General features: G+C 71.4%; 25 protein-coding genes and 1 pseudogene. 15 read left to right on the forward strand and 11 right to left on the reverse strand.

Going from position 1 to position 24,196, the window contains the following annotated elements; genetic code table 11:
- Window positions 1–222 precede the first annotated feature (222 nt).
- Window positions 223–1,386 carry a site-specific DNA-methyltransferase gene (locus tag CMS_RS16845; RefSeq protein ID WP_158309453.1) on the forward strand — a complete coding sequence of 388 codons (1,164 nt, stop codon included), beginning with the start codon at window positions 223–225 and terminating at the stop codon, window positions 1,384–1,386.
- A gap of 36 nt (window positions 1,387–1,422) precedes the next feature.
- Here CMS_RS16845 and CMS_RS14940 read toward each other — a convergent pair whose 3' ends face one another.
- Window positions 1,423–2,049, reverse strand: a complete 627-nt coding sequence (locus CMS_RS14940) for a FadR/GntR family transcriptional regulator (protein WP_223842675.1) — start codon at window positions 2,047–2,049, stop codon at window positions 1,423–1,425.
- A 156-nt stretch (window positions 2,050–2,205) separates the two neighbouring features.
- Here CMS_RS14940 and CMS_RS14945 point away from each other — a divergent pair, with 156 nt between their 5' ends.
- Together CMS_RS14945 and CMS_RS16850 are read left to right on the forward strand one after the other, a co-directional pair.
- Window positions 2,206–3,606: a GntP family permease gene (locus tag CMS_RS14945; protein WP_012300250.1), complete on the forward strand. Its 1,401-nt coding sequence runs from the start codon at window positions 2,206–2,208 to the stop codon at window positions 3,604–3,606.
- Window positions 3,607–3,703: 97 nt separating this feature from the next.
- On the forward strand, window positions 3,704–4,666 hold the full coding sequence (locus CMS_RS16850) for an IS481-like element IS1121 family transposase (RefSeq protein WP_012296860.1): 963 nt from the start codon (window positions 3,704–3,706) through the stop codon (window positions 4,664–4,666).
- A 43-nt stretch (window positions 4,667–4,709) separates the two neighbouring features.
- Here CMS_RS16850 and CMS_RS14955 read toward each other — a convergent pair whose 3' ends face one another.
- The 4 genes from CMS_RS14955 to CMS_RS14970 form a co-directional block, all read right to left on the reverse strand.
- The gene (locus tag CMS_RS14955) at window positions 4,710–5,738 is read right to left on the reverse strand and encodes a LacI family DNA-binding transcriptional regulator (protein ID WP_012300251.1); all 1,029 of its coding nucleotides are present in this window, start codon (window positions 5,736–5,738) and stop codon (window positions 4,710–4,712) included.
- A 56-nt stretch (window positions 5,739–5,794) separates the two neighbouring features.
- Window positions 5,795–6,718, reverse strand: coding sequence for a carbohydrate ABC transporter permease (locus CMS_RS14960; protein ID WP_012300252.1), 924 nt, complete (start codon window positions 6,716–6,718; stop codon window positions 5,795–5,797).
- The gene (locus CMS_RS14965) at window positions 6,715–7,821 is read right to left on the reverse strand and encodes a carbohydrate ABC transporter permease (protein ID WP_012300253.1); all 1,107 of its coding nucleotides are present in this window, start codon (window positions 7,819–7,821) and stop codon (window positions 6,715–6,717) included. Before CMS_RS14965 ends, CMS_RS14960 begins: the two co-directional genes overlap by 4 nt.
- Window positions 7,822–7,908: 87 nt before the next feature.
- On the reverse strand, window positions 7,909–9,228 hold the full coding sequence (locus CMS_RS14970; protein ID WP_012300254.1) for an ABC transporter substrate-binding protein: 1,320 nt from the start codon (window positions 9,226–9,228) through the stop codon (window positions 7,909–7,911).
- 161 nt (window positions 9,229–9,389) lie between these two features.
- Between CMS_RS14970 and CMS_RS14975 the strand changes: the two genes are divergently transcribed.
- Window positions 9,390–10,406, forward strand: coding sequence for a Gfo/Idh/MocA family protein (locus CMS_RS14975; protein WP_012300255.1), 1,017 nt, complete (start codon window positions 9,390–9,392; stop codon window positions 10,404–10,406).
- Window positions 10,407–10,542: 136 nt separating this feature from the next.
- Window positions 10,543–11,094 carry an NAD(P)H-dependent oxidoreductase gene (locus CMS_RS14980; protein ID WP_012300256.1) on the forward strand — a complete coding sequence of 184 codons (552 nt, stop codon included), beginning with the start codon at window positions 10,543–10,545 and terminating at the stop codon, window positions 11,092–11,094.
- A gap of 89 nt (window positions 11,095–11,183) precedes the next feature.
- On the opposite strand, the pseudogene CMS_RS14985 reads toward CMS_RS14980, so the two are convergent.
- From CMS_RS14985 to CMS_RS14995, 3 genes and pseudogenes are all read right to left on the reverse strand, one after another.
- A pseudogene (locus CMS_RS14985) lies at window positions 11,184–12,359 on the reverse strand (zinc-dependent alcohol dehydrogenase).
- Between the two features lie 391 nt (window positions 12,360–12,750).
- The gene (locus tag CMS_RS14990; RefSeq protein ID WP_012300257.1) at window positions 12,751–13,077 is read right to left on the reverse strand and encodes a hypothetical protein; all 327 of its coding nucleotides are present in this window, start codon (window positions 13,075–13,077) and stop codon (window positions 12,751–12,753) included.
- Between the two features lie 138 nt (window positions 13,078–13,215).
- The gene (locus tag CMS_RS14995; protein ID WP_012039605.1) at window positions 13,216–13,539 is read right to left on the reverse strand and encodes a DUF7882 family protein; all 324 of its coding nucleotides are present in this window, start codon (window positions 13,537–13,539) and stop codon (window positions 13,216–13,218) included.
- 329 nt (window positions 13,540–13,868) lie between these two features.
- Here CMS_RS14995 and CMS_RS15000 point away from each other — a divergent pair, with 329 nt between their 5' ends.
- From CMS_RS15000 to CMS_RS15020, 5 genes are all read left to right on the forward strand, one after another.
- Window positions 13,869–14,753 (forward strand): manganese catalase family protein, encoded by an 885-nt coding sequence (locus tag CMS_RS15000; RefSeq protein WP_012300258.1) that lies wholly within the window; start codon window positions 13,869–13,871, stop codon window positions 14,751–14,753.
- A gap of 105 nt (window positions 14,754–14,858) precedes the next feature.
- On the forward strand, window positions 14,859–15,638 hold the full coding sequence (locus CMS_RS15005; RefSeq protein WP_012300259.1) for an MBL fold metallo-hydrolase: 780 nt from the start codon (window positions 14,859–14,861) through the stop codon (window positions 15,636–15,638).
- Complete coding sequence (locus tag CMS_RS15010; RefSeq protein WP_012300260.1) at window positions 15,635–16,372, forward strand: histidine phosphatase family protein; 738 nt, start codon at window positions 15,635–15,637, stop codon at window positions 16,370–16,372. Before CMS_RS15005 ends, CMS_RS15010 begins: the two co-directional genes overlap by 4 nt.
- Window positions 16,356–17,249, forward strand: coding sequence for an NAD(P)H-hydrate dehydratase (locus CMS_RS15015; RefSeq protein ID WP_012300261.1), 894 nt, complete (start codon window positions 16,356–16,358; stop codon window positions 17,247–17,249). Before CMS_RS15010 ends, CMS_RS15015 begins: the two co-directional genes overlap by 17 nt.
- A 92-nt stretch (window positions 17,250–17,341) precedes the next feature.
- Complete coding sequence (locus CMS_RS15020) at window positions 17,342–17,545, forward strand: hypothetical protein (protein ID WP_012300262.1); 204 nt, start codon at window positions 17,342–17,344, stop codon at window positions 17,543–17,545.
- 21 nt (window positions 17,546–17,566) lie between these two features.
- Here the strand turns inward: CMS_RS15020 and CMS_RS15025 are convergent, their stop codons facing one another.
- Window positions 17,567–17,776: a hypothetical protein gene (locus CMS_RS15025; RefSeq protein WP_106408698.1), complete on the reverse strand. Its 210-nt coding sequence runs from the start codon at window positions 17,774–17,776 to the stop codon at window positions 17,567–17,569.
- A gap of 106 nt (window positions 17,777–17,882) precedes the next feature.
- On the opposite strand from CMS_RS15025, the gene deoC reads away from it, so the two are divergent.
- Complete coding sequence (gene deoC / locus CMS_RS15030; RefSeq protein ID WP_012300264.1) at window positions 17,883–18,605, forward strand: deoxyribose-phosphate aldolase; 723 nt, start codon at window positions 17,883–17,885, stop codon at window positions 18,603–18,605.
- On the forward strand, window positions 18,605–19,900 hold the full coding sequence (locus CMS_RS15035; protein ID WP_012300265.1) for a M18 family aminopeptidase: 1,296 nt from the start codon (window positions 18,605–18,607) through the stop codon (window positions 19,898–19,900). The genes deoC and CMS_RS15035 overlap by 1 nt, the downstream gene beginning before the upstream one ends.
- A 108-nt stretch (window positions 19,901–20,008) precedes the next feature.
- Here the strand turns inward: CMS_RS15035 and CMS_RS15040 are convergent, their stop codons facing one another.
- Complete coding sequence (locus CMS_RS15040) at window positions 20,009–20,722, reverse strand: DUF305 domain-containing protein (RefSeq protein ID WP_012300266.1); 714 nt, start codon at window positions 20,720–20,722, stop codon at window positions 20,009–20,011.
- A 55-nt stretch (window positions 20,723–20,777) separates the two neighbouring features.
- Here CMS_RS15040 and CMS_RS15045 point away from each other — a divergent pair, with 55 nt between their 5' ends.
- The 3 genes from CMS_RS15045 (at window position 20,778) to CMS_RS15055 (ending at window position 22,773) form a co-directional block, all read left to right on the forward strand.
- Window positions 20,778–21,431: a dienelactone hydrolase family protein gene (locus CMS_RS15045; RefSeq protein ID WP_012300267.1), complete on the forward strand. Its 654-nt coding sequence runs from the start codon at window positions 20,778–20,780 to the stop codon at window positions 21,429–21,431.
- Window positions 21,432–21,528: 97 nt separating this feature from the next.
- Window positions 21,529–21,948: a DUF4383 domain-containing protein gene (locus CMS_RS15050; protein WP_012300268.1), complete on the forward strand. Its 420-nt coding sequence runs from the start codon at window positions 21,529–21,531 to the stop codon at window positions 21,946–21,948.
- 123 nt (window positions 21,949–22,071) lie between these two features.
- On the forward strand, window positions 22,072–22,773 hold the full coding sequence (locus CMS_RS15055; RefSeq protein WP_012300269.1) for a hypothetical protein: 702 nt from the start codon (window positions 22,072–22,074) through the stop codon (window positions 22,771–22,773).
- 34 nt (window positions 22,774–22,807) lie between these two features.
- On the opposite strand, the gene CMS_RS15060 is transcribed toward CMS_RS15055, so the two are convergent.
- On the reverse strand, window positions 22,808–24,109 hold the full coding sequence (locus CMS_RS15060) for an ATP-dependent DNA helicase (RefSeq protein ID WP_012300270.1): 1,302 nt from the start codon (window positions 24,107–24,109) through the stop codon (window positions 22,808–22,810).
- Window positions 24,110–24,196: the final 87 nt, after the last annotated feature.

Consider the following 24,196-nt stretch of genomic DNA (forward strand, 5'->3'; position numbering starts at 1 on the left):
ACCGACAGTGCGCTTCGCGCCTATGTTGTCCTAACATTGAGCGCCCTAGAACCCCAGCACGTCGCCCTGCCCTGCGAGCACCGTTGCTGGGTTGGAGGATGCACACAACGCCTCACCAGCCACGACTTACTCGACCAGGCCAGGATCGCAATCTTCTAAACTCGTGCGCTGGCCCTGCTAGCGATGAGATCAGTAGTATAGTGTCTTGACATGGGGCTAAGCATGACGACCGAACATGTTGCGGCAGACGATCAAGGTGTGCTTCCTCTGGATCGCGCAGTCGAGGTCGATGCCAAACCAATAGAAGATGCGCCTGAGCAAAACGAGGTGCCCGCTACTCACATAGCCGTTGCTGGAGCACTGATGGTGGGCGACGCAAGTTCGGCCCTTCGGGTACTGCATGCCGATCCCGAGCGGCTTGAAAGTATCAAACTTTGCTACCTCGACCCTCCCTACAACACTGGAGAAACTTTTCGACACTACAGCGACAAGCGTGATTCTAATGAATGGATTTCTGAATTACGTGGTCACCTAACTGCGCTTATACCGCTACTAGCGCCAGACGCAAGCGTGTGGTTGCACCTAGATGACTCCGAGCAACACCGCGCTCGAGTCGTCATGGACGAAGTGTTTGGGCGCGAGGCTTTCGTCTCTACGATAATTTGGCAAAAGCGCAAGAGCCGGGATAATCGCAAGGCCTTCAGCTCGATGCACGACTATATACACGTTTATGCTTTGAGTGGACCGAAGTCATGGAAGCGCGTTCGCCATGGGCTCCCTGACCAAGGCACATTTGCCAATCCCGATAACGATCCCCGCGGGCCGTGGCGATCTGCTCCCATGTCGGTGCAGGCAGGTCATGCTACTCAAAATCAGTTTTATACGGTAGTTACCCCCAGTGGCGCACGCCATGATCCACCACCAGGCCGATGCTGGACTTTTTCCAAGATGCGTCTGGAGGAACTTGTTCGTGACGGCCGTGTCTACTGGCCTAGGGGGGGTGCTGGTAAACCTCGGTTGAAGCGATACGAAAGCGAAAGCGGAGGCCTTGCACCATTCACGATCTGGACCGCAGACGAGGTGGGAGATACTGCGAGTGCAAAAAAGGAGTTACTTAGGGACTTTCCGGGCGGGCCGGTGTTTGACACACCGAAACCGGAGAAGCTTCTCGAGCGAATAATTAAAATTGGTAGCGATCCAGGCGATACGGTTTTAGATTACTACTTGGGATCGGGAACAACCGCTGTCGTTGCTCAGCGCTTGGGTCGTAATTGGATTGGCGTAGAACAGAACGAAAGTGTTGTCGAGGAATACGTCATTCCGAGACTTCGGCGTGGAAGCGTTGTTCTCCGGGAGGTGCTTTGGCGCGTTACTAACGTTTGGTAGCAGGCAGGGCGCCTGCTTACGCGCGGAAAAGCCCCGTCAATTTTCGGCTTTTGTCGCCAAGATGGGTGGCTTCCTTACTGCCGCATGTGTGATTGGCTTGACTGCCCCATTGTTTGCTTGCAGCCCCCATGAAGGGGCATGACTTAACGCGGCCATCGGGAAAAGCTCCTTATTTGAGTGTTCTGCTGACCTCGCCAGCAGCGACATCATCTCCGCCCCAGCCGATTCGCCGTTGCGGGCCGCATCCGCCGCCTGCTCATGGGTCTTGAGCGCATGCCGCCGCGGCATCCGCGGCATCCGCCTCTGGTGCGTGCGGCCGGTATGGATCTCCGTGATCGCCTCGCGGAGGGCGCAAAACATGTCGTTGCCGCTGGCCTCGAGGATCAGGTGGTGACACTCGATATCGACGGCGAGGAAGTCGAGGTGGCGTAGATCCACTGCGAGCTCGGCGATGCGCGTGCGCTGAGCGGCCGATGCGTGGCGCGCGGCCAGTGACGCCGAGACCGGCTCGGCTGCGCGGGGCAGCTGGGTGAGGGAGCGGAAGTGGTCCGAGCGGCCGGGGCCGTTGAGGCGGCAGCAGATGATGCGCGGGTCGTAGACGTTCCAGCGGCCCGGGCCCTGCACCACGGCGCCCACGCGGCGGTTCAGCACGAGGAGCGCCATCGCCTCGAGGACGCAAACGCAGCCTCGGGTGTTGTGTAGACGTACCGCGGACGGCCTCGCCGCCGCTCCCCACGCAGGCGACGGCGCCCACCTCCACGGCTGGGCGTCGCCGCACGCGACGCGATCCACGGATCCGCCCAGCCGAACGGAGAGAACATGACCATCGAAGACTGGACGCAGACCCTCACCGCGGGTCCGCTCCTCCTCATCGCGGCCGGCGCCATCGCCGTGCTGCTGATCCTGATCATCACGCTGCGCATCCACGCGTTCGTCGCGCTGATCCTCGTGAGCCTCGCGACCGCGTTCGCCACCGGGATCCCGACCTCGCAGATCGTGACCGTGCTCGTCGGCAGCTTCGGATCCACGCTCGGCACGGTCGCGCTGCTCGTGGGGCTCGGCGCGATGCTCGGCCGACTGGTGGAGACCAGCGGCGGCGCGAAGACACTGGCCGACACGCTGATCCGGATCTTCGGCGAAAAGCGCGCCCCGTTCGCGCTCGGCGTCGCGTCGCTCATCTTCGGCTTCCCGATCTTCTTCGACGCCGGCCTCGTCGTCATGCTGCCCATCGTCTTCTCGGTCGCCCGTCGCCTCGGCGGCGGCGTGCTCCGCTACGGCCTCCCCGCGGCCGGCGCCTTCTCGGTGATGCACATCTTCGTGCCGCCGCACCCTGGGCCCGTCGCGGCATCCGAGTTCTTCGGCGCGAACGTCGGCTTCGTCATCATCGTCGGCCTCGTCGCCGCGATCCCCACCTGGTTCGTCACCTCGTACCTGTACGGGCTGTGGGCGGGCAAGAAGTTCGTGCTGCCGGTGCCGTCGCTCCTCGGCGAGGCCGACGCGCACGCCGAATCGAACCCGCCCAAGTTCGGCACCGTCGTCGCCGTGCTGCTGCTCCCGCTCCTCCTCATCTTCATGAACACCGGCCTCAACGCCGCGTCGACCGGCGGGATCCTCCCCGAGGGCACGAGCGACCAGGCGTGGTTCCAGATCCTCCGCACCATCGGCGAGACGCCCGTCGCGCTGCTCATCGCCCTGCTGTTCGCCGCCTTCGTCCTCGGCCGGCGCCGCGGGATCGACAAGACCGCCCTCGAGAAGACCCTCGAGTCGGCGCTGGGCCCGGTCTGCTCGGTGATCCTCATCACGGGCGCGGGCGGCATGTTCGGCGGCGTCCTCCGCACCAGCGGCATCGGCGACGCCCTCGCCGACGTGCTGGGCGACCTTGGCATCCCGATCATCCTGGCCGGCTTCCTCATCGCGGCGATCCTCCGCATCGCGCAGGGGTCGGCGACGGTCGCGCTCACCACGGCCGCGGGCCTCATCTCCCCCGCGATCCTCGCGGGCGACTACAACGCGTTCCAGGTCGCGGCGCTCGTCGTGGCGGTGGCCGGCGGATCCGTGGTCGCGAGCCACGTGAACGACTCCGGCTTCTGGCTCGTCGGCCGCTTCTTCGAGATGGACGTGAAGACGACCCTCAAGACCTGGACCGTGATGGAGACCACCATCGGCGTGATGGGCTTCGGGATCGCGGCGGCGGTGTTCGGGGTGGCGTCGGTCGTCTAGCTGTACTCGGCCGTGACGTTGGTGACACTTCGGGGCGTGTGAAGAGGCCTCCTGGCTTGATGGAGCTGTTCAGTTCAACCATCGCCAGGAGGCCTCGATGTCCCACGGTAATGCTCGTCTGACGGTTCACGGGAGGGTTCTCCTCGTGCGGCGGGTGGTGGAGGATCGTCGGCCGGTCGCGCACGTCGCGCGGGAGCTGGGGGTGTCGCGGCAGTGCGCGCATCGATGGGTGAACCGGTTCCGTGCCGAGGGGCTGCGAGGGCTGACGGATCGGTCATCGCGGCCCCGGTCAGTACCGAGGCGAACGAGCCCGGAGCGGGAACGGGCCGTGCTGGAAGCGCGGGCCCAGTTGCGGGCGGGTCCTGCGCGGCTGGCGCCGGTGACAGGTGTTCCATCCCGTACGATCTCCCGGATCCTGCGCCGGCACGGGGCGCCGCCGTTGGCATGGTTGGACCCCGTCACCGGGGCCGTGATCCGGGCATCCCGGTCAACGGCGCACCGGTATGAGCACGAGCATCCGGGTGATCTGATCCACGTGGACGTGAAGAAGCTCGGGAGGATCCCGGACGGAGGCGGCTGGCGGGTCCACGGGCGCAGCGAGCAGGTCCGCGGCCGCGGGATCGGGTTCGATTACGTCCATGCCGCGGTCGATGACCACACCCGTCTCGCCTACGCGGAGATCCATCCCGATGAGAAAGGCGCGACCGCGGCCGGGTTCCTGACCCGCGCAGCGGCGTACTTCGCCGGGCATGGGATCACCCGGATCGAGCGGGTCATCACGGACAACGCGTTCGCCTACCGGCACTCGACCGCGTTCAAGAACGCCGTCCAGGACCTGGGCGCGCGGCAGAAGTTCATCCGCCCGCACTGCCCCTGGCAGAACGGCAAGGTCGAGCGCTTCAACCGGACCCTCGCGACCGAGTGGGCCTACCGGCAACCCTTCACCAGCAACCAACACCGCGCCGACGCGCTTGACCCCTTCATCGAGCACTACAACACTGAACGGATCCACTCGAGCCACGGGCTCACGCCCGCGGCCCGAGTGTCACCAACGTCATGACCCAGTACAGCTAGCAGCACCGGCGACCGCAGCCCGCCGCGCCTCAGCTGCTCTGCCGCACCACCAGGGTGGTCGGCATGAGCGTCAGCGGCTCCACTGTCTCCCCCGCCACCAGCCGCACCAGCACCTCGGCCATCTTCCGGCCGAACTCCTGGTTGGGCTGGCGCACGGTGGTGAGCGGCGGCACGGCGGACTTCGCGAAGTAGTCGTCGTCGAAGCCCACCACCGCCACGTCGTCGGGCACGCGCAGCCCGTGCTCGCGCAGCTCCGCGTAGACGCCCGCGGCCATCTGGTCGCTCGCCGCGAAGACGCCGTCGATGGGCTCGCCGCGCGCGAGGAGCGTGCGCATCGCGTCGGCGCCCGACGCCGGCGAGAAGTCGCCGTACGCGACGAGCGTCGGATCCAGCCCCGCCCCGGTCATCGCCTCCCGGAACCCGCGCAGCCGGTCGATCCCCGCCGGCATGTCCTGGCGGCCGGCCACCGACGCGATGCGCGTCCGACCGCGCGAGATCAGGTGCTCGGTCGCGGCCTTCGCGGCGCCGACGTTGTCGACGTCGACGGTGGGCGCCTCGCGGTCGTCCTGTCGCAGCGGCCGACCGGCGAACACGACGGGCAGCCGGTCGCGCATGCCGCTGAAGGTGGCGTCGCCCGAGTGGTGCGACACCACGAGGACGCCGTCGACGTTCCCCCCGAGCAGGAACCGCCGGGTCTTCTCGGCCTGCGCGGGCGAGGAGATGAGGAGCGTGAGCGTGTACTCGGTGGCGGCCAGGTGCGCCATCGCGCCCTGGATCAGCGCCGAGAAGAACGGATCCGCGAACACCCTGGCCGTCTGCTCCGGCATCACGAGCGCCAGCGCGTTCGTGCGGCGCCCGGCGAGCGAGCGTGCCGCGCGGTTGGGCACGTAGTTGAGCGTGGCGATGGCCGCGTTGACGGCGGCGACGACGTCGGGTGCGACCCGGTCGGATCCGTTCACCACCCGCGAGACCGTGGCCCGGCTGACCCCGGCGAGCGCGCCGACCATCTCGAGGGTGGGCGGGTGCTGCTCGGCGTCGGCGGCCACGGTCCCCCTCATGTCGGTGCTCGTCGGATCAGGCGCGGCGTGGATCAGGACGAGTGTACGGGCGGCCCCTACCCCTTCACCGCGCCCGCCATGATCCCGGATATCAGCTGCCGTCCGGCCACCACGAACAGGACCAGCAGCGGCAGCGTCGCGAGCACCGCGCCCGCGAGCACGATCGAGTAGTCGACGTACCTGGCCGACTGCAGCTGGCTGAGCGCCACCTGCAGCGTCGGGTTCTGCGGCACGACGAGCAGCGGCCACAGGTAGTCGGTCCAGGCCGTCATGAAGGTGAACAGGCCGAGGATCGCCATGGCCGGCCGGGCCGCGGGCACCCCCACGTGCCAGAAGGTGCTGATCATCGACGCGCCGTCCATCCGCGCCGCCTCGATGAGCTCGGTCGGGATCACGTCCACCAGGTACTGCCGCATGAAGAAGACGCCGAACGCCGTCACCAGGGTCGGCACCACGACGGCGCCGAGCGTGCCGGTCCAGCCGAGCTGCTTCATCATCATGAACAGCGGGATGATGCCGAGCTGCGTGGGCACGGCGAGCGTCGCGATCACGAAGACCATGAGCCCCTCGCGGCCGCGGAACCGGAGCTTGGCGAAGGCGTATCCGGCCAGGGTCGAGAAGGTGATGACCGAGACGCTGATCACGGTCGACACGATCACGCTGTTCATCAGCGCGAGCCAGAACGGCACGGTGCCCACGACCTCGGACACGTTGATCCAGAACCGACCGCCCGGCAGCAGCGACGGCCAGGTGTCGGTGAGCGCCGACTTGTCGCTGGATCCCATGACGACGGACCACCACAGCGGATACGCGCCGCCGATGAAGACCGCGAGGATCAGGCCGTAGGCGAGGAATCCGGGACGGCGGTCGATGCCGGTGCCGCCGCTCGGTCGGCGCCGGGGCGCGCGGTCGCGGCCGGCGGGCGGGCGCCCGGAGGCGGTGCCGGCTGACGCGGCGGGACGGGTGACGGTGGCGGTCATGATTCGCGCTCCTCGGGAAGGACGGTGTCGGGCGCCTGCGGCACGCTGGTCGCGCCGGGCGCGGGGGCCGCGGGCTGGGCGCGGAACCGGGTGATGGCCCGGCGGGTGCGGCGGGCGGATCCCCGCGCCTCCACCCCCGCGATGCGCCGCGACAGCCAGAAGTTGAGCAGCCCGATGAGCACGATGAGGAGGAACAGGATCCACGCCACCGCGCTCGCCTTGCCGAAGTCCTGCCGGTTGAACGCGAGGTCCCAGAGGTAGAGCACGGTCGTCTGGTACTGCCGCTGCGGCCCGCCCGGCGTGGAGCTCGCGGCGTTGAACAGCTTGGGCTCCGTGAATATCTGCAGGCCGCCGATGGTGGCCGTGATGATCACGAAGACGAGCGTCGGACGGATGCTCGGCACGGTGATGGAGAAGAACCGCCGCACGGATCCTGCGCCGTCGAGCGCGGCAGACTCGTGCACGTCGCGCGGCACGGCCTGCATGGCCGCGAGGAGGATGAGCGCGTTGTACCCGGTCCAGCGCCAGTTCACCATCGTCGCGATGGCGAGGTGCGACGGCAGCGTCTCCGTCTTCCACATGACCGGGTCGAGCCCGATCTCGGTGAGCAGGTTGTTCACGAGCCCGTACCTCTCGCCGAACATGCTGCTGAAGATGATCGCGACCGCGACCGGCGTGACGATGTACGGGAGGATCACGCTCATGCGCCAGAACGTCTTCGCCCGCAGGTTCTGGTCGAGGATCGCCGCGATGGCCGCCGCGACGGCCAGCTGCGGCACCGTCGACAGCAGGAAGATGCTGAACGTGTTGTAGACGGAGTTCCAGAACAGCGGATCCGCGAGCTCGACCGCGTAGTTCTCGAACCCGATCCAGTCGCCCGCCCCCGTCAGCAGGTTCCAGTCGTTGAGCGACACGACGAACGTGTAGGCGAGCGGGAACAGGCCGACCAACCCGAAGAGCACGAAGAACGGCGCCACGTAGAGGTACGGCGAGTAGCGGAAGTCCCACGTGGCGAGCCTCTGGCGCCACGTCGGCGGTGCGGGCTCCCGCGGCGGCAGCGCGCGGGGTCGGGGCGGCGCCGGTGGGCGCAGGGTGGTCGTCATCGGTCCTTCTCTCGAGCGTCAGGGACGGGGTGCGGGCGCTGTGGCGCCCGCACCCCTCGGGTGGGCGGTCCCCCGACCGCCCGGCTCCTACTGCTCGACCAGCTGCCCGAGCAGGGTGATCGCGTCGGCCCACGACTTCTTGCCGTCGGACTTGCCGGCGTCGAGCGCCTGGATGGAGGGGCCGAAGACCTGCTCCTGGATGACCGAGTCGTCCGGCCCCTTGTACTGCGCCTTCACGCCCTCGGCACGCGCAGCGAGGATCGTGCCCACGGGTGCCTCGTTGAAGAACGTCGTGAGCTCGCTCGGCCCGGTCACGCCCTCCGAGGACTGCGCCTCGACGGCGCTGGGGAACGTGCCCGCGGACTGGAAGGCAGCCGACTGCTGCTCCGGCTCGGTGAGCCACGCGGCGAGCTCCGCGGCCTCGGCCGGGTGCTTCGAGCTGGTCGGCACGGTCAGGAACGAGCCGCCCCAGTTGGCGGATCCACCGGGGAACACGTCCGCGAAGTCCCAGCCGGTCGTGGCGTCGCCGCCCGCGGACTCGGCGTTGCCCTTCAGCGTGCCGAGCATCCATCCCGGGCAGACGAAGGTCGCGAAGGACCCGTCGGTGAACGCCTTGCCGCCGCCCCAGTCCCATGCGGTCTGCGCGTCGGAGAGGCCGGCGCCCGCGCCGTCGGCGACCTTCTGCCAGAGCGCCTCGAGGTCGGCGTTGCCCTCGACGTTGAGCTCGCCGTCCTTCGTGTAGTAGCCCTCGGCCTGCTGGTTGACCATGGCGTTCCAGATGAAGCCGGACTGGTCGTACCAGGACTTGCCCGTGGCCGCCTTGTACTGCTTGCCGACCTCGAAGTAGCGGTCCCAGGTGGCGTCCTCGCCGCCGAAGAGCGTCGCCACCTCGGCGCGGTCGGTGGGCAGGCCCGCCTCGGCGAAGAGCTTCGAGTTGTAGCAGAGGCCCTCGGGCCCGATGTCGGTGCCGTATCCGATGACACGGCCCTCGGGATCCGTGGCCTGGTCGTACTTCCACGGGACCCAGCGGTCCTTGACGTCCTCGATGCCGTGGTCGCGGAGGTCGGTGAACGAGTCGGAGACCTGCATCACCTTGCTGAGCCCCCCCTCCTCGACGGCCTGCACGTCGGGGAGCCCCGCCCCGGACGCCTGCTTGGTCTGCCAGTCGATGAGCGCGTTGCCGCCCGTGTCGATGTTGGTCGCCTTGATGGTGACGCCCGGGTGCGACGCCTCGTACTGGGCGTAGAGCTCGTCGAAGCCCATCTTGTTGAACGTCGTGACGGTGAGCGTGATGTCCCCGCCGTCGGATCCTCCCGCGCCGCCGGAGCTGCATCCGGTCGCGAGGAGGGCGATGACCGCGGCGCCGGCGATGCCGGCGGCCGCGCGCGTTCGTGCTGTGTTCGTCAAAGGTCACTCCCTTGTGCCTGTCGGACGTCGGTGCTCTCGCTGTAAGCGCGCTCTCACGCCGTTCGGCAGACCATATGCAGCCCTCCTCGGCCCTGTCAAGGGCCGCGCGCGCTTCCGTGGAAGCGCTCTCACGGCAACCGGGCACCGCCTAGGCTCGATACATGTCGACGACGATGCCGCCCGCCCCCGCCCGCCCGCCCGACGGGGACGACGCCGGCCCCGTCCGGTTCGACGTGATCGGGGCCGCCGGCATCGCGACCTCGGTCGTCCCCGACATGCTGCTCGTGCCCGGCATCGAGGTCGTCGCCGTGCACTCCCGCACCCGCGCGAGCGCCGAGGATCTGGCCGCGACGCACGGCATTGCGCGGATCCACGACACCCTCGACGCGCTCCTCGCCGACCCCGAGGTGGACGCCGTCTACGTCGCCACCCCGCACACGCTCCACCGCGCGCAGGCGGAGGCCGCCCTCCGCGCCGGCAAGCACGTCGTCTGCGAGAAGCCCGCCACCACCACGGCCGCCGACACCCGCGCCCTCGTCGACCTCGCCCGCGCCGAGGGCCTGCTGTTCCTCGAGGCGCTCTGGATGGCGTTCTCCCCCGGCTACCTCGCTGTGCGCCACGCCATCGCGGACGGCCGCATCGGGGATCCGCGCGCGATCTCCGTGGCCTTCGGCTTCGTCACCGAGCCCGGGAAGGGCCGCCTCTGGGACCCGGAGGTCGGCGGCGGCACGCTGCTCGACATGGGCGTGTACCCGCTCGCCTTCGCGCACGGCCTGTTCGGCACGCCGTCGTCGGTCGCGGCGGTCGGCACCGTGATCGACGGCGGCGTCGACACCGAGGTCGCGATCCTGCTCGGCTGGCCCGACGGGCGGCACGCGACGCTCGCCTGCTCCCTCGTCGCCGCGCTCCCCACGGGCGCGACCGTCAGCGGCACGGCCGGCCGCATCGAGGTGGATCCGCTCTTCCTCGCCTCCCGCGCACTCACGGTCGTGCCCGCCGACGGGGATCCGGAACGGCAGGAGCACGAGATCGAGGGCCGCGGCTACGTGCCCATGTTCCGGGCGGCGCGCGACGCGATCCGCGCGGGCGCCGTCGAGTGCGCGGAGATGCCGCACGCGGAGTCCGTCGCCCTCGCCGAGCTGATGGACGGGATCCTCGCGGACATCGGCGCGCGCTGACCGACGCCGGCCGGGAGGCGCACGTCCGGGAAGACGTCAGAGGGCGCTCGTTAGGGTCGGAGAGGAGGCACGCGCCTCCGCCCTGCGGCACGTCGACGGAGACGATCCGACCGGAACGACCCCGAAGGAGAACACCATGACGCACGTCCTCGTGCTCGTCGGCAGCCTGCGCTCAGGCTCCACCAACCAGCAGATCGCCGAGGCGGCGGTGCGCCACGCCCCCGCCGGGGTGACCCTCGACATCCACGCCGGCCTCGACCGGCTCCCCTTCTACAACGAGGACGTCGACGTCGAGGGATCCGTGCCCGCCGACGCCGTGGCCTTCCGCGACGCCATCGCCGCGGCCGACGCGCTCCTCGTCATCACGCCCGAGTACAACGGCACGATGCCCGCCGTGCTGAAGAACGCGATCGACTGGGCCTCGCGCCCGTTCGGCGCGTCGGCCCTGGCCGGGAAGCCGACCGCGGTGATCGGCAGCGCCTTCGGCCAGTACGGCGGCGTCTGGGCGCAGGACGAGGCTCGCAAGGCCCTCGGCATCGCCGGCGCGCACGTGCTCGAGGACGTCAAGATGGCCATCCCGGAGTCGGTCGTCCGCTTCGCCGAGCGCCACCCGGCGGACGACGCCGAGGTCGTGGCGCAGCTCCGCGAGGTGCTCGACGCCGTGAGATCCTCGGCGACCGCAGCCTGAGACCACCCTCGACGGGGGCATCGCACCCCGAGCACCACGACGGCCGCGCCCCCGAGGGGACGCGGCCGTCGTCGTGCCAGCCCGGGAGGCTACGGCTTCAGCACCACCTTGATGCAGCCGTCCTCCTTCTTCTGGAAGATCTCGTACATGTGCGCGGCCTCGCTGAGCGGCACGGAGTGCGTGACGAGGTCCATGACGCCGAGCGGGTCGGCCGGGTCCTCGACGAGGGGCAGCAGGTCCTCGATCCATTACTGGACGTTGCACTGGCCCATGCGGATCGCGATCTGCTTGTCGAAGAGCGACTTCATGGGCAGCGGGTCAGCCTCGCCGCCGTAGACGCCCGAGATGGAGACGGTGCCGCCGCGGCGGACCGCGTCGAATGCCGTGTGCAGGGCCGCGAGGCGGTCGACGCTCGCTGTGTCCATGACCTTCTTCGCGATGCCGTCGGGCAGGAGGCCCGCGGCCTTCTGGGCGAAGGACGCGGCGGGGCTGCCGTGCGCCTCCATGCCGACCGCCTCGACCATGGCGTCGGGCCCGCGGCCGTCGACCATCTCGCGCAGCTTGTCGGGCACGTCGTCGGTGAGGTCGAGGGTCTCGACGCCGTGGCGCTCGGCCATGGCGCGGCGCTCGGGGACGGGATCCACCGCGATGACGCGGTAGCCCAGGTGCTTCCCGATGCGGGCCGCGAACTGGCCGACGGGGCCGAGGCCCATGACGCCGAGCGTGCCGCCCTCGGGCACGTTCGCGTACTGCACGCCCTGCCAGGCCGTGGGGAGGATGTCGCTGAGGAAGAGGTAGCGCTCGTCCGGCAGCTCGCCGTTCACGACGATCGCGTTGGCGTCGGCGAGCGGCATGCGGAGGCGCTCGGCCTGGCCGCCGGGGATGGATCCGTACATCTCGCTGAAGCCGTACAGCGCGGCACCGCTGCCCTGGGCCTTGACCTGCGTGGTCTCGCACTGCGTGAAGAGGCCGCGGTCGCACATGAAGCAGTCGTGGCACGCGATGACGAAGGGGACGACCACGCGGTCGCCGACCTTGAGCTTCGTGACGGCGCTGCCGACCTGCTCGACGACGCCCATGTTCTCGTGGCCGAGCACGTCGTCCTTGTCGAGGAACGGCCCGAAGACCTCGTAGAGGTGGAGGTCGGATCCGCAGATCGCCGTCGACGTGATGCGGATGACGGCGTCGGTGTCCTGCTCGATCACGGGGTCGGCGACGTCCTTGACCTCGACGTCGTGGATGCCCTGCCAGGTGAGTGCCTTCATGGTGCTCCTTCTGCTCTCGGGCGCGGATCCTCGTGGGACACGCGCTCATCCAGACAACGCCCTGCGGGGCTGTCCGCCAAGCGAAGGTCAGGCCGCGTCCAGTCAGCGGCGACATCCGGGCGCGGCGACGGGCGTGCGGTGCCCGCGGCGCGACGGGAGAGGCGGCGCACGCCGCTCAGACGATCCGCCCCGGTGAGTCGGTCGTCCACGACACGACCGATCCGGGGCGGATCTGGAGGGCCGGTGATGCGGTCCGGACTGCATAGGAGGACTCTCGACAATCCTCAAGCGCCCGAGCCCGCTGCGGCCTCGTGCGGTCAGTGTGCTCCCCACGCGGGGAAATGCCCAGTCCCCCGTCATGACTCCCGGCGGACATGCGGGAACGGCCGGCTCAGATGTCCCAGCCGTGCGCGCGCTGCACCGCGCGGAGCGCCTCGGCGGCGTCGTGCTCGCCGTAGGGGACACGATCCCAGTGGATGCCGGCCGTGGAGATCCAGCCGAGCTCGGTGAGGGCGGCCGCGAGGTCCTCGATGTAGAGGGCGACAGCCTCGTCCGCGCCGCGGATGGCGTCGCCCGTGATGGACCAGCCGAAGTAGCCGGCGACGAAGCGGGCCTGCTCGGTCGGGCTGCGGTCGGGACCCTCGCGCCGGTCGGGGAGGGCCTCGCTCTCGGACGACTGGACCAGGTCGCCCATGTCGTCGGTGCCGGTGTCGTGCATGGCGTCCCCTCCGAGGTCACGCGCGCGCGCGACATCGGTCTCCAGGATGTCAGCCGCGCGCGCACGACCCCAATGGGACGGAGGGGGTTGACATGGGCGCCCGTCGGCGCGTAAGAGCGGAGGGGGCTCCGCTCGAGGTCAGCGCGCGTCGTCGCGCGGCTCGTCCTCGGGGGGCTCCCGCATGATGAGCAGGCCGCCGGGGCTGTTCGCCGTGGTCATGAGCGCGTCGACCCACTTGCGGTTGATGGGCGGCACGCGGCTGCCGTGGTACTTGAACACCAGCGGCAGCGAGTTGTGCATCCAGATGGTCGTGCGCCCGTCGCCCACCTCGACGTCGTCGCGCCAGGAGAAGTAGAAGTTCTCCCCGCGTCGCAGCTTCGCGCCGATGACGAGCTGCAGATGAGCGAGCAGGCGGTCGTCGAACTCCGCCGTCAGCGTCGAGTCGTATTTGAACGTCCCCATGATCGATCCCGTGTTCCCCTCATGAGCTCTCGGGCCCCGCGCCGACGGAGAGGGGGCCAGAGAGCGGCGCTGAGCTTCGGCCGTGCCCACCCACTATGCCAGCGTTGTCGGCGATTTCCGGCTCGTGCGGGAGACCCGTGGGCATGTGGTAGTGGGAAGCACCCCGCGAGGGGTCGTCGCGGGGATCGGATCCCGCCGGCCGACGCGCCCGGCACGACGTGCCCGGCGCGTGTCAAGGGGGTAGGCGCTCTGGACCCCACCGGCGGACGGTCTATGGAGATCCGCGGTCGCTCCCGACCGCGGCGCCGACGACGAGGAGAGACCCCTCCATGTTCTTCCACAAGCAGGCCCTGCAGCACGAGGCCACCCCCGACAAGCCCGACCCCATCTACGCGCGCCACCTCCAGGAGGTGCTCGGCGGACAGTACGGCGAGATCTCCGTAGCCATGCAGTACGGCTTCCAGTCCTGGAACTCGAAGCTCCCGGGCAAGTACCGCGACATGCTCTACGGCATCGGCGCGGAGGAGTTCGGCCACGTCGAGATGCTCGCCATCATGATCGCCAAGCTGCTCGAGACGGCGCCCGTCGAGGCGACCGAGGACGCGATGAAGGACCCGACCCTCGCCGCGGTCATCGGCGGCGGCGACATCCAGCACGCCATCGTCGCCGGCGCGGGCGCCCGCCCGGTCGACGCGAACGGCAACCCGTGGTCGGGTGCCTTCGTGACCGCGAGCGGCAACCTCCTCGCCGACTTCCACGCCAACGCCAACGCCGAGATGCAGGGGCGGATCCAGGTCGCCCGGCTCTACCACATGACCGACGACAAGGGCGTGAAGGACCTCCTCTCCTTCCTCCTCGCGCGCGACACCATGCACCAGAACCAGTGGCTCGCCGCGATCGCCGAGCTGCAGGCCGAGGGCACCGAGACCCTGCCCGTGCCCGGCGACTTCCCGGTCGCGCTCGAAGAGCAGGAGGTCTCGTACCAGTACCTCAACTTCTCCGACGGCCCCGCCGCATCCGAGGGCACGTGGGCGTCCGGCCCGACGCCCGACGGCAAGGGCACGTTCACGTACCACGACGGCCCGACCACCTCGGTGCCGATGCCCGCCCCGCCGATCGGCAACCCGCTCCTGCACGGCACCATCCCGGCCAAGGACCCGGGCCTGCTGAAGAAGGCGGCCTCGGCCGTGAAGGACGCCGTCACCCCCGAGTGACCCGCGGTGCACGACCGGGCGGCCGACCCAGCACGGGTCGGCCGCCCGCCGCGGTCCGGCCGCACCCGGTCCGGCCGCCCGCACTCCCCCGACGAAGAGGAACGCATGATCCGCACCGGCACCCCGCCCCGGCCCTCGTGCCCCGTGCTCACGCGCGACGTGGCCCCGGGCGTGCACCTGCTCGCCCACGCGTACGTGAACCTGTACCTGATCGAGGGCGACGACGGGATCACGGTCGTCGACACCGCGTTCCCCGACACCTGGCCGCACCTGCTGCGCGCGCTCCACGCGATCGGCCGCACGCCCGACGACGTGCGCGCCATCGTGCTGACGCACGGCCACTTCGACCACGTCGGATCCGCCGCCCGCGCCGCCCGCGAGCTCGGCGTGCCCGTGCACGTGCACCCGGACGACGCGCGGATCGCCCGCCACCCCTACTCCTACCGCCGTGAGCGCACGCCCTTCGCGTACCCGCTCCGCCACGGGCGCGCGATCCCGGTGGTCGCCGCCATGGCCGCGGCCGGCGCCCTGCGCGTGGAGGGCGTGGACGCCGTGGCCGACGTCGCCGCCGGCCCCCTCGACGTGCCCGGCCGTCCCGTCGCCATCCCGACCCCCGGCCACACGGACGGCCACGTCGCGCTCCACCTGCCCGACCGCGACGCGCTCATCACCGGGGACGCGCTCGTGACCCTGGACCCGTACACGGGCCGCACCGGCTGCCGCATCGTCGCGGGCGCCGCCACCGCGGACAGCGGCCGGGCGCTCCGCTCCCTCCTCGCGCTCGAGGAGACCGACGCGCGCATCGTGCTCCCCGGCCACGGCGCGCCCTGGACCAACGGGATCCGCGCCGCCGTCGCCGCCGCCCGCGCCGTGGGCCCGTCGTGACCGCCCTCACCGAGCTGTGGCTCGTGCGCCACGGCGAGAGCACCGCGAACGTGGCGGCGAGCCGGGCGGACCGCGACGGCGACGAGGTGATCCGGGTCGACCACCGCGATCCGGACGTGCCGCTCTCCGACGTCGGGAAGGCGCAGGCCCGCGCCCTCGGCCGCTGGCTCGCAACACGGTCGGACGCGCCCACGACCGTGTGGACCTCGCCCTACCTCCGCGCGCGCAGCACGGTGGCGGTCGCGCTGGGGGAGGCGCGCATCGACGCCGAGGCGCGGCCGGACGAGCGGCTGCGCGACCGGGAGCTCGGGATCCTCGACCTGCTCACCGCCCGCGGCGTCGCTGCGCGCCACCCCGACGAGGACGACCGCAGGCGCTGGCTGGGGAAGCTCTCCTACCGGCCGCCGGGCGGGGAGTCGTGGGCCGACGTGGCGTTGCGCATCCGCTCGTTCCTGCAGGACCCGGAGGTCGCATCCGCCGACGGCCGCGCCCTCATCACCACGCACGACGCCGTGGTCATGCTCTTCCTCTACGTCGGCCTGGGGCTCACCGAGGCCGAGCTGCTCGCCTTCCAGGCGCAGCACACCGTGGCGAACGCGTCCGTCACGATCCTCGAGCGGTCCGCCCCGCGCGGCCCGTGGACCCTCCGGGTCTTCTCGGCCACGGAGCACCTCGACGGGCAGGGCGCCCCCGTCACCGAGCACGGAGGAGAACCCGATGACCGACGGCGATGACGCACGGCCCGACGGGTCCGCCCAGGTGGTGACCCCGGCGGCGCTGCGCGACTGGGCGCTGCCCGCGGCGACCGGATCCAAGTACGGCCGCGGCCAGGTCGTGGTCGTCGGCGGGGCCCTCCGCTCCCCCGGTGCGGCCATGATCGCGGGCCTCGCCGCCCTGCGCGTCGGCGCCGGCCGGCTCACGCTCGCGGTGGGCGCGTCGGTGGCCACGGAGGTCGCGGTGGCGGTGCCCGAGAGCGGCGTCGTCCCGCTCGAGGAGACGGCCGACGGCCACGTGCGCGGCGCGGGGATCCGCGCGGCCGAGGATGACATCGCCTCCGCCGACGCCGTGCTCCTCGGCCCGGGCCTCGACGACGCGGACGGGGCCGAGCGGATGGTGCGCCTGCTCGCGACCCTCGTCCCCGATGACGCGGTCGTGGTGCTCGACGCCTTCGCCCTGGGCGTGCTGCCCGCATGCCGGGAGTCGGCCGCCCACTTCGCCGGGCGGCTGGTGCTCACCCCGAACTCCTCGGAGGCGGAGCGGCTGCTCGGCCGCGAGGCGGGCGACGACGCCGTGGCCGACGCGCGTGAGATCGCCCGGGAGTACCGGGCGGTCGTGACGATGGGCGGTGTGGTGGCCGCCCCCGACGGGCGCGCGTGGACGATCGGCGCGGGCGGAAGCGGGCTCGGCACGTCCGGATCCGGCGACGTGCTCGGCGGCGCGGTGGCCGGCCTCTGCGCGCGCGGCGCGGATCCGGCGCAGGCGGCCGTCTGGGCGACGCACGCGCACGCCGCGGCCGGGGATCGGCTCGCGGTGCAGGTGGGTCCGCTCGGCTACCTCGCAGGCGAGCTGCTCGTGGAGCTGCCACGCGTGCTCGTGGAGCTGCAGGCGTGATCCGCTCCCTCCCCAGCGCCCCACGCTCGGGCATCGGCTGGGGATCCCGGCCCGGCCCGGTCGTCGCGGGCCGACGGTCGTAGGGTCGGACCATGACCGATTCCACGTACACCGCCCAGCTCGTCGGCCCCGAGGGGACCGAGGAGACCGAGGTCGAGCTCATCAACGGGGAGCCCGTGAAGAGCTTCGTCCGCGCCACCTCGCTCAGCGAGGAGGAGCAGGTGTGGGAGCTCGACCCCGACGCCGACGGGTACGTCTATCGTCCCGCGGGCATCCCGGGAGCCGACTACTCCTGATCGGCGGGGGCGGCAGCGGTCCTACGGCAGCAGGATCGGCAGGCAGCAGAGCACGCTGACGGCACCGGCACCGATCGCCGCCAGGGTCCACGGCAGGGCCGGCCGCGCGAACAGCTGCGCGCGGCCCATGCCGCGCTCGCGTGCGCTGAGCAGCCCGCCGACGCACAGCAGCACCCCGCTGGTCAGGATGGCGGCGAGCGCCACGAGCAGCAGGGCGAGCGTCGGATCCATGTCCACGGTCGAGAGGCTATCGGCGGGGCGCGGCGACGGCGGCCGGCCGAGTTGCCCCGTCTGCCCCCGCCGTAGGATCGAGGTCCCGCACGACGTGAGGAATCCCATGAGCACCAGCCCGTCCACGCCCGCGACCGACACCGCCGCGATCGCCCGCATCATCGACCACACGCTCCTGAAGCCCGAGGCCACGCGCGACGAGGTCGCCGCGCTCGTCGCCGAGGCCGTCGAGCTCGGCACCTACTCCGTGTGCGTCTCGCCGTCGATGCTGCCGCTCGAGCTGCCGGCGGGATCCGACCTGAAGGTCGCGGTCGTCTGCGGCTTCCCGAGCGGCAAGCACCACAGCGAGGTCAAGGCCGCCGAGGCCGCGCTCTCAATCCGCCAGGGCGCCGACGAGATCGACATGGTGATCGACGTGGGCGCCGCCCGCGAAGGCCGCTTCGCCGACGTCGAGGCCGACATCCGCGCGGTCCGCGAGGCCGTGCCCACGCCCGCCGTGCTCAAGGTCATCATCGAGTCGGCCGCGCTCGACGACGACCAGATCGTGGCCGTCTGCACCGCGGCCGTCGCCGCCGGCGCCGACTTCGTCAAGACCTCCACGGGCTTCCACCCCACCGGCGGCGCGACCGTGCACGCGGTCGAGCTGATGAGCCGCACGGTCGACGGCAAGGCCGGCGTCAAGGCGTCCGGCGGGATCCGCACCTACGAGACCGCCGTGCAGATGATCGAGGCGGGGGCCACGCGCCTCGGCGTCTCGGGCAGCGCGGTCGTGCTCGCGGGCCCCGTGCAGACGCCCGAGAACGGCGCGCTCGGATCGAGCGGCTACTGATGCCGACAGACCGCCGCGCGCACCTCGCGGACATCGGCCGCTTCATCCAGGCCTCGCCCTCCTCGTTCCACGCGGCCGAGGAGGGTGCGCGCCGGCTCGAGACCGCGGGCTTCACGCGCCTCGACGAGCGCGACGCGTGGCCGACCGGCTCGGGGAAGCGGTTCATCGTCCGCGACGGCGCGCTCCTCGCCTGGATCCAGCCCGCCGGCGCGCACGCCACCACGCCCTTCCGCGTGCTCGGCGCCCACACCGACTCCCCCGGCTTCAAGCTGAAGCCGAAGCCCACCATCGGATCCGACGGCTGGCTCCAGGCCGGCGTCGAGGTCTACGGCGGCCCGCTCCTCAACTCCTGGCTCGACCGCGACCTCGAGCTCGCCGGCCGCCTCGTCACGCGCGACGGCCGCCGCCACCTCGTCCGCACCGGCCCGCTCCTGCGCTTCCCGCAGCTCGCCGTCCACCTCGACCGCGGCGTCAACACCGACGGGCTCCGGCTGGATCCGCAGCGCCACACGAGCCCGATCCTGGGCACGGGCTCCCCCGCCGACGCCGACGTGCTCGGCCACCTGGCCGGCCTCGCCGGAGTGGCGGCGGACGACGTGCTCGGCTATGACGTGGGCGTCGCCGACACCCAGGCGCCCGGATCCCTCGGCCTCGCGGGCGAGCTCTTCGCCGCCGGCCGGATGGACAACCTCAGCTCCGTCCACGCGGGCCTCGCCGCCCTGCTCGAGCTCGCCGGCACCGCCGACGACGACCCGGACGCGCCCGTCGCGGTGCTCGCCGCCTTCGACCACGAGGAAGTCGGATCCGCTACCCCGTCGGGCGCCGCCGGCCCCGTCCTCGAGGACGTGCTCGGGCGCATCTCCGCCGGCCTCGGCGCCTCGTCCGAGGAGCGTCGCCGCGCGTTCGCCTTCTCCTGGTGCCTCTCCGCCGACGCCGGCCACGCCGTGCACCCCAACTACCCGGACCGCCACGACCCGGCGAACCGGCCGGTGCCGAACGGGGGCCCGCTGCTGAAGATCAACGCGAACCAGCGCTACGCGACCGACGGCGTCGGCGCGCGCGAGTGGGCCCTGGCCTGCGAGCGCGCGGGCGTCCCGTTCCAGGAGTTCGTCTCCAGCAACGCGGTGCCGTGCGGCTCGACCATCGGCCCGATCACCGCGACGCGGCTCGGGATCCGCACGGTCGACGTGGGGATCCCCCTGCTCTCGATGCACTCGGCTCGCGAGCTGTGCGGCGCCGACGACCCGGGGCACCTCGCCGCCGCAGCCGCCGCGTTCCTCCGCCCGGCCGCCTGACCCGCGGCACGACCCGCGCCGCACGACGCTCGCCGCACGACGCTCGCCGCACGACCGAGGGCCCGACGCGTTCCGCGCCGGGCCCTCGGTCGTGGAGTGCGCCGGGGATCAGCCCCCGTACGACGCGAGCAGCGCGCGCATCTTCGTGAGCTGCTCGCCCTGGGACGCCGCCATGGCACCCGCCAGCTCGAGCGCCTCGGTCGAGGTGCCGAGCTGCGACTCCCCGTGGGCCAGCTCGATCGCGGCCTGGTGCCGGGCGATCATGCCCTGGAGGAACAGCCGGCCCGCGTCCGTGCCGCTCGACGCCCTGAGCACCTGCAGCTCGGAGTCGAACGCCGTGTCGCTCATCGCCTCGATGTCGGCCTCGGACGCGGCACCGTCGGTCGTGCCGCCGGCGCTGCCGTCCTCGGATCCGCTGCTGGCCGACACCCCGCCCGCCTCGTCGCGGTCCTCGGTGCCGTTCGCGCCGGATCCGCCCTCCTCGCCCGACCACTCCTCGGCGAGCTCCGCGAGCGTCCGGGACTGCGGGCCCTGCTCGTCGCGGATCTGCGCGGCCAGCTCCCCGGCGCCCGGCGGCAGGTCGCGCACCTGGAGCGCGGCGACGGCGAGCTCGACGGATCCGGCGGCGTGGTCGCCCATCTCCTCGGCGAAGGAGAGGTCGGCGCGGTTCCAGCCCTGCGACTCCGTCTCGGAGGGGGCGGCCGCGTCGGCGCTCGGGCTGGCGTCGGCGTCGGGCGTGCGCGGCGGGGTGGAGCAGCCGGCGAGCGCGGCGGCGATGACGATGGCGGTCGTGGCGGCAGCGAGCCGGTTGCGGTATCCCATGCGACGATCCTCCTCCACGGCGCGGCGTCGGAGGGGCCGACTGTAGGTTCTCCCCATGCCCGAGATCGTCGACCTGCCGCATCCCGGCGTCACCCTCGAGTTCGGCGACCCCGGCAGCCCCGTGGTCGTGCTCGTCCACGACGACCACGGCCGCCTCCCCTGGCTCGACCAGTACGCGCTCGCCCTCGCCCGCGCGGGCTTCCACGTGCTCGTCCCCGACCTCTACGACGGCCGCGCCACCCTCGACGACGCGCTCGCCGAGGGGCTGGCCGCCCAGCTCGACGTGGGGTTCGCGCTCGGCACGATCCGCGACGGCATCGACTCGGCGCGCGCCCGAGGATCCCGGCGCGTCGGCCTCGTCGGCTTCGCGCCCGGCGGCTGGCTCGCGCTCCTTGAGGCGCAGGACGGCGGCGCCGACGCCGTGGTCGCCTACTGCGCGAGCCTCGGCCCCCAGGAGCACGGCGTCATCCCGTGCGCGGTCCTCCTCCACCTCGCCGAGCACGACGACTGGATCGACGACCAGCGACCCGAGGCGTTCATCGGCCGGCTCCGCGAGCACGGCACGCCCATCACCTCGCACACCTACCCCGGCACGACCCCCGTGTTCCCCAACGCGAGCCTCCGCGACCGCATGGATCCCGACGCCGCGGCCCTCGCCTACCGCCGTACGGAGGCGTTCCTCCGCGAGCACCTGGCAAACGGGTCCTGATCCAGTAGCGCCTGCGCACCAAACCGGTCGCTTAGGCGGTACGAATGTAAGGAGCCTGGGAACGCCCCGGCTCTTCCCTACCAGTGGAGGCACCATCATGAGCTCATCCCCGAACCGCCTGCTCGGCACCGCATTCGGCGCCGTGTACGTCCTCGTCGGCCTTCTCGGCTTCCTGTTCCCGCCGCAGAGCGGGGGCTTCTTCTCCTCCGACGGCGGCCTGCTGCTCGGGATCTTCATGGTGAACCCGTTCCACAACGTGGCCCACCTGCTCATCGGCGCGGCCCTCCTCATCGGCGGCCTCTCCAGCGTCGCGTCGGCCAAGGCCGTGAACTCCACCATCGGATTCGCGTACCTCGCGCTCGGCATCGTCGGCTTCTTCCTCGTGAACACTGACTTCAACATCCTCGCGCTCAACACCGCGGACCACTTCCTGCACCTCGGCAGCGCCGTCGTGCTGCTGATCGTGGGCCTCGGCGCCGAGAAGGGCGTCCGCAACCGCGCCGCCCGCGCCGCTTAGGCAGCGCCACCGCCGCGCCGCTGCACCGGGCGCGTCACGCATCACCGCACGACAGCACCACCCGCACGACAGCACGCAGCACCGCACCACCCGCGGCGCCCGGGACGACGAAGGGACCAGCACGTGTCACTGCTCATCCGCCACTGGCTGGCCCTCGCCGCCCTGGGCGCCGCGCTCATCCACCTGGCCGTCGGCGCGGGATCCCCGCCCGCGGCCATGGTGGCACTCCTCCTCATCGGCCTCGCCGAGGGCGCGTGGGCCGTCGCGGCCCTCCGCTCCGACCGCCTGCCGGTCCCCGGCTGGGCCGCCCTCGGCGCTCTCGTCCCGGTCGCCGGCTGGGCCCTCCTCGTGACGGCCGCGGTCGTCATGTCCGCCCCCGGCATCACCAGCGACCTGCCCGTGATCCCCATGCTCGCCGCGACCCTGCTCGACCTCGTGGTCGCCGCGGTCGTCGGCCGCCACCTCCGCTCGCATGCCGAGTCCGAGGCCCTGGCCGTGTGCACGGCCGTCGAGGCCACGTTCCCGGCCGACGCCGCGCTCGTCGGATCCGGCGCGCCGCTCCCGTCCCCCGCCGCACCCGCCGCACCCGTCTCCGCCGCGCTGCCGGCCTCCGCCGCCGGCACGCCCTCCACCGCCACCGCCGAGGCGGATCCCGAGCGCACGGGCGGCCGCTACCTCGCGGGCGTGCTCGTCGGCGCCTTCGTCGTCGCCGGCCTCGTGACCCCCGCACTCTCGCTCACGCGCGCCGGCGAGTTCGCCGTGCCGCACGGCCAGCACAGCTCCATCGACCTCGACGGCATCCAGGGCGAGCACTCCGGCCACTGAGCCGGTCGGCCGGCCCGCAGCACGCGGACCCGGGTCAGCTCGCGGGCGCGACCGACGGCGTCACGCGGATCCTGGTCGCCTCGCTCATGAACCGCCGCACGTTCTCGTCGACGATGATGTCGCCCGGCCGCAGCGGCCGCGTGAGGAACAGCCCGTCGATGTCGGTGATCCGGCTGAGGGCCACGTAGGTCTGGCCGGGGCTGAAGACGCGCGCGCCCAGGTCCACGATCGCCCGGTCGTACGTCTTCCCCTGCGACTTGTGGATGGTGACGGCCCACGCCAGCCGCAGCGGGAACTGCGTGAAGTCGGCGACCACATCGCGCCGCAGCTGCTTGGTGGTGGGCGAGTACGAGTACTTGTGCTTCTCCCACGTGACCGGCTCGACCTCGTGCACGACGCCGTCGAGCTCCACGTACACGTTGGTGTCGATGCGCGTGACGACGCCGACGGATCCGTTCACCCAGCGCTGGTCGACGTCGTTGCGGAGGAACATCACCTGCGCGCCGATCTTGAGGTCGAGCTTCTCGTCGGCCGGGTAGGTGCGCCCGCCGAAGTCGCCCGTGACGTCGGCGGTGGCGGTGAGCGAGCGGCCGGGCAGGCGCTTGAGGGCCTCCGCGTTGATCCGGTTCACGGTGTCGTTGCGCGTCGCGAGCGTGATGGCGCCGTCGGTGGGCGCGGGGCGCGCGCCGGCCGCGTTGAGCACGCCCGCGATCTCCGCCGTGACGCGCCCGTGGCGCACGGCGTTGAGCATCTCCTTGAACGCCTCCTCATGCTGCCGGTGGATCTCGGTGAGCTCGTAGATCCGCAGCTGCGCCTCCTCCCACACCTTCGCGTCGAAGAACCACATGGAGCGGTAGCGGTCGGCGAAGTAGGCGCGCTCGTCGCCGTCGCCGGGCACGGGGGCCAGCTGGTACGGATCCCCGAACAGCACGACCTGCACGCCGCCGAACGGCACGTCCTTCTTGTGGCGCGCCTGGCGGAGGCTGCGGTCGATGGCGTCGACGAGATCCGCGTTGACCATGGAGACCTCGTCGATGACGAGCGTGTCGATGGTGTTGAGGAGCTTCCGCAGCTCGCCGGTCTGCTCGATCTCCTCGTCGGCGATGACCCCGATGGGCAGCTTGAACAGCGAGTGGATGGTCTGGCCGCCGACGTTGAGCGCCGCGACGCCCGTGGGCGCGCAGATCACGATCTGCTTCTCGGTGTTCCACGACAGGTGCGTGAGGAGGGTCGACTTGCCGGTGCCGGCGCGGCCCGTGACGAAGATGTGGTCGCGCGTGCCCTCGATGGCCTGGAAGACCGCGGCCTGCTCCGGGGAGAGGGGGACCGTGCTCACGCGGGGCTCCTGGCGGGTCGGGGACGGGAGGGTGCGCGGATCCGCGGCCGCTGGTGCCGCGCAGATGCGCACTCGAATCTACCCCGG

Origin of the sequence: Clavibacter sepedonicus (genome assembly GCF_000069225.1) — a bacterium.
Lineage (GTDB): Bacteria > Actinomycetota > Actinomycetes > Actinomycetales > Microbacteriaceae > Clavibacter > Clavibacter sepedonicus.

What these genes read in the sequence shown, in the direction of transcription:
- CMS_RS16845 (WP_158309453.1), top strand. Translation starts at nt 223, where the DNA reads ATGACGACCGAACATGTTGCGGCAGACGATCAAGGTGTGCTTCCTCTG.
- CMS_RS14940 (WP_223842675.1), bottom strand. Translation starts at nt 2,049, where the DNA reads ATGGCGCTCCTCGTGCTGAACCGCCGCGTGGGCGCCGTGGTGCAGGGC.
- CMS_RS14945 (WP_012300250.1), top strand. Translation starts at nt 2,206, where the DNA reads ATGACCATCGAAGACTGGACGCAGACCCTCACCGCGGGTCCGCTCCTC.
- CMS_RS16850 (WP_012296860.1), top strand. Translation starts at nt 3,704, where the DNA reads ATGTCCCACGGTAATGCTCGTCTGACGGTTCACGGGAGGGTTCTCCTC.
- CMS_RS14955 (WP_012300251.1), bottom strand. Translation starts at nt 5,738, where the DNA reads ATGAGGGGGACCGTGGCCGCCGACGCCGAGCAGCACCCGCCCACCCTC.
- CMS_RS14960 (WP_012300252.1), bottom strand. Translation starts at nt 6,718, where the DNA reads ATGACCGCCACCGTCACCCGTCCCGCCGCGTCAGCCGGCACCGCCTCC.
- CMS_RS14965 (WP_012300253.1), bottom strand. Translation starts at nt 7,821, where the DNA reads ATGACGACCACCCTGCGCCCACCGGCGCCGCCCCGACCCCGCGCGCTG.
- CMS_RS14975 (WP_012300255.1), top strand. Translation starts at nt 9,390, where the DNA reads ATGTCGACGACGATGCCGCCCGCCCCCGCCCGCCCGCCCGACGGGGAC.
- CMS_RS14980 (WP_012300256.1), top strand. Translation starts at nt 10,543, where the DNA reads ATGACGCACGTCCTCGTGCTCGTCGGCAGCCTGCGCTCAGGCTCCACC.
- CMS_RS14990 (WP_012300257.1), bottom strand. Translation starts at nt 13,077, where the DNA reads ATGCACGACACCGGCACCGACGACATGGGCGACCTGGTCCAGTCGTCC.
- CMS_RS14995 (WP_012039605.1), bottom strand. Translation starts at nt 13,539, where the DNA reads ATGGGGACGTTCAAATACGACTCGACGCTGACGGCGGAGTTCGACGAC.
- CMS_RS15000 (WP_012300258.1), top strand. Translation starts at nt 13,869, where the DNA reads ATGTTCTTCCACAAGCAGGCCCTGCAGCACGAGGCCACCCCCGACAAG.
- CMS_RS15005 (WP_012300259.1), top strand. Translation starts at nt 14,859, where the DNA reads ATGATCCGCACCGGCACCCCGCCCCGGCCCTCGTGCCCCGTGCTCACG.
- CMS_RS15015 (WP_012300261.1), top strand. Translation starts at nt 16,356, where the DNA reads ATGACCGACGGCGATGACGCACGGCCCGACGGGTCCGCCCAGGTGGTG.
- CMS_RS15020 (WP_012300262.1), top strand. Translation starts at nt 17,342, where the DNA reads ATGACCGATTCCACGTACACCGCCCAGCTCGTCGGCCCCGAGGGGACC.
- CMS_RS15025 (WP_106408698.1), bottom strand. Translation starts at nt 17,776, where the DNA reads ATGGATCCGACGCTCGCCCTGCTGCTCGTGGCGCTCGCCGCCATCCTG.
- deoC (WP_012300264.1), top strand. Translation starts at nt 17,883, where the DNA reads ATGAGCACCAGCCCGTCCACGCCCGCGACCGACACCGCCGCGATCGCC.
- CMS_RS15035 (WP_012300265.1), top strand. Translation starts at nt 18,605, where the DNA reads ATGCCGACAGACCGCCGCGCGCACCTCGCGGACATCGGCCGCTTCATC.
- CMS_RS15040 (WP_012300266.1), bottom strand. Translation starts at nt 20,722, where the DNA reads ATGGGATACCGCAACCGGCTCGCTGCCGCCACGACCGCCATCGTCATC.
- CMS_RS15045 (WP_012300267.1), top strand. Translation starts at nt 20,778, where the DNA reads ATGCCCGAGATCGTCGACCTGCCGCATCCCGGCGTCACCCTCGAGTTC.
- CMS_RS15050 (WP_012300268.1), top strand. Translation starts at nt 21,529, where the DNA reads ATGAGCTCATCCCCGAACCGCCTGCTCGGCACCGCATTCGGCGCCGTG.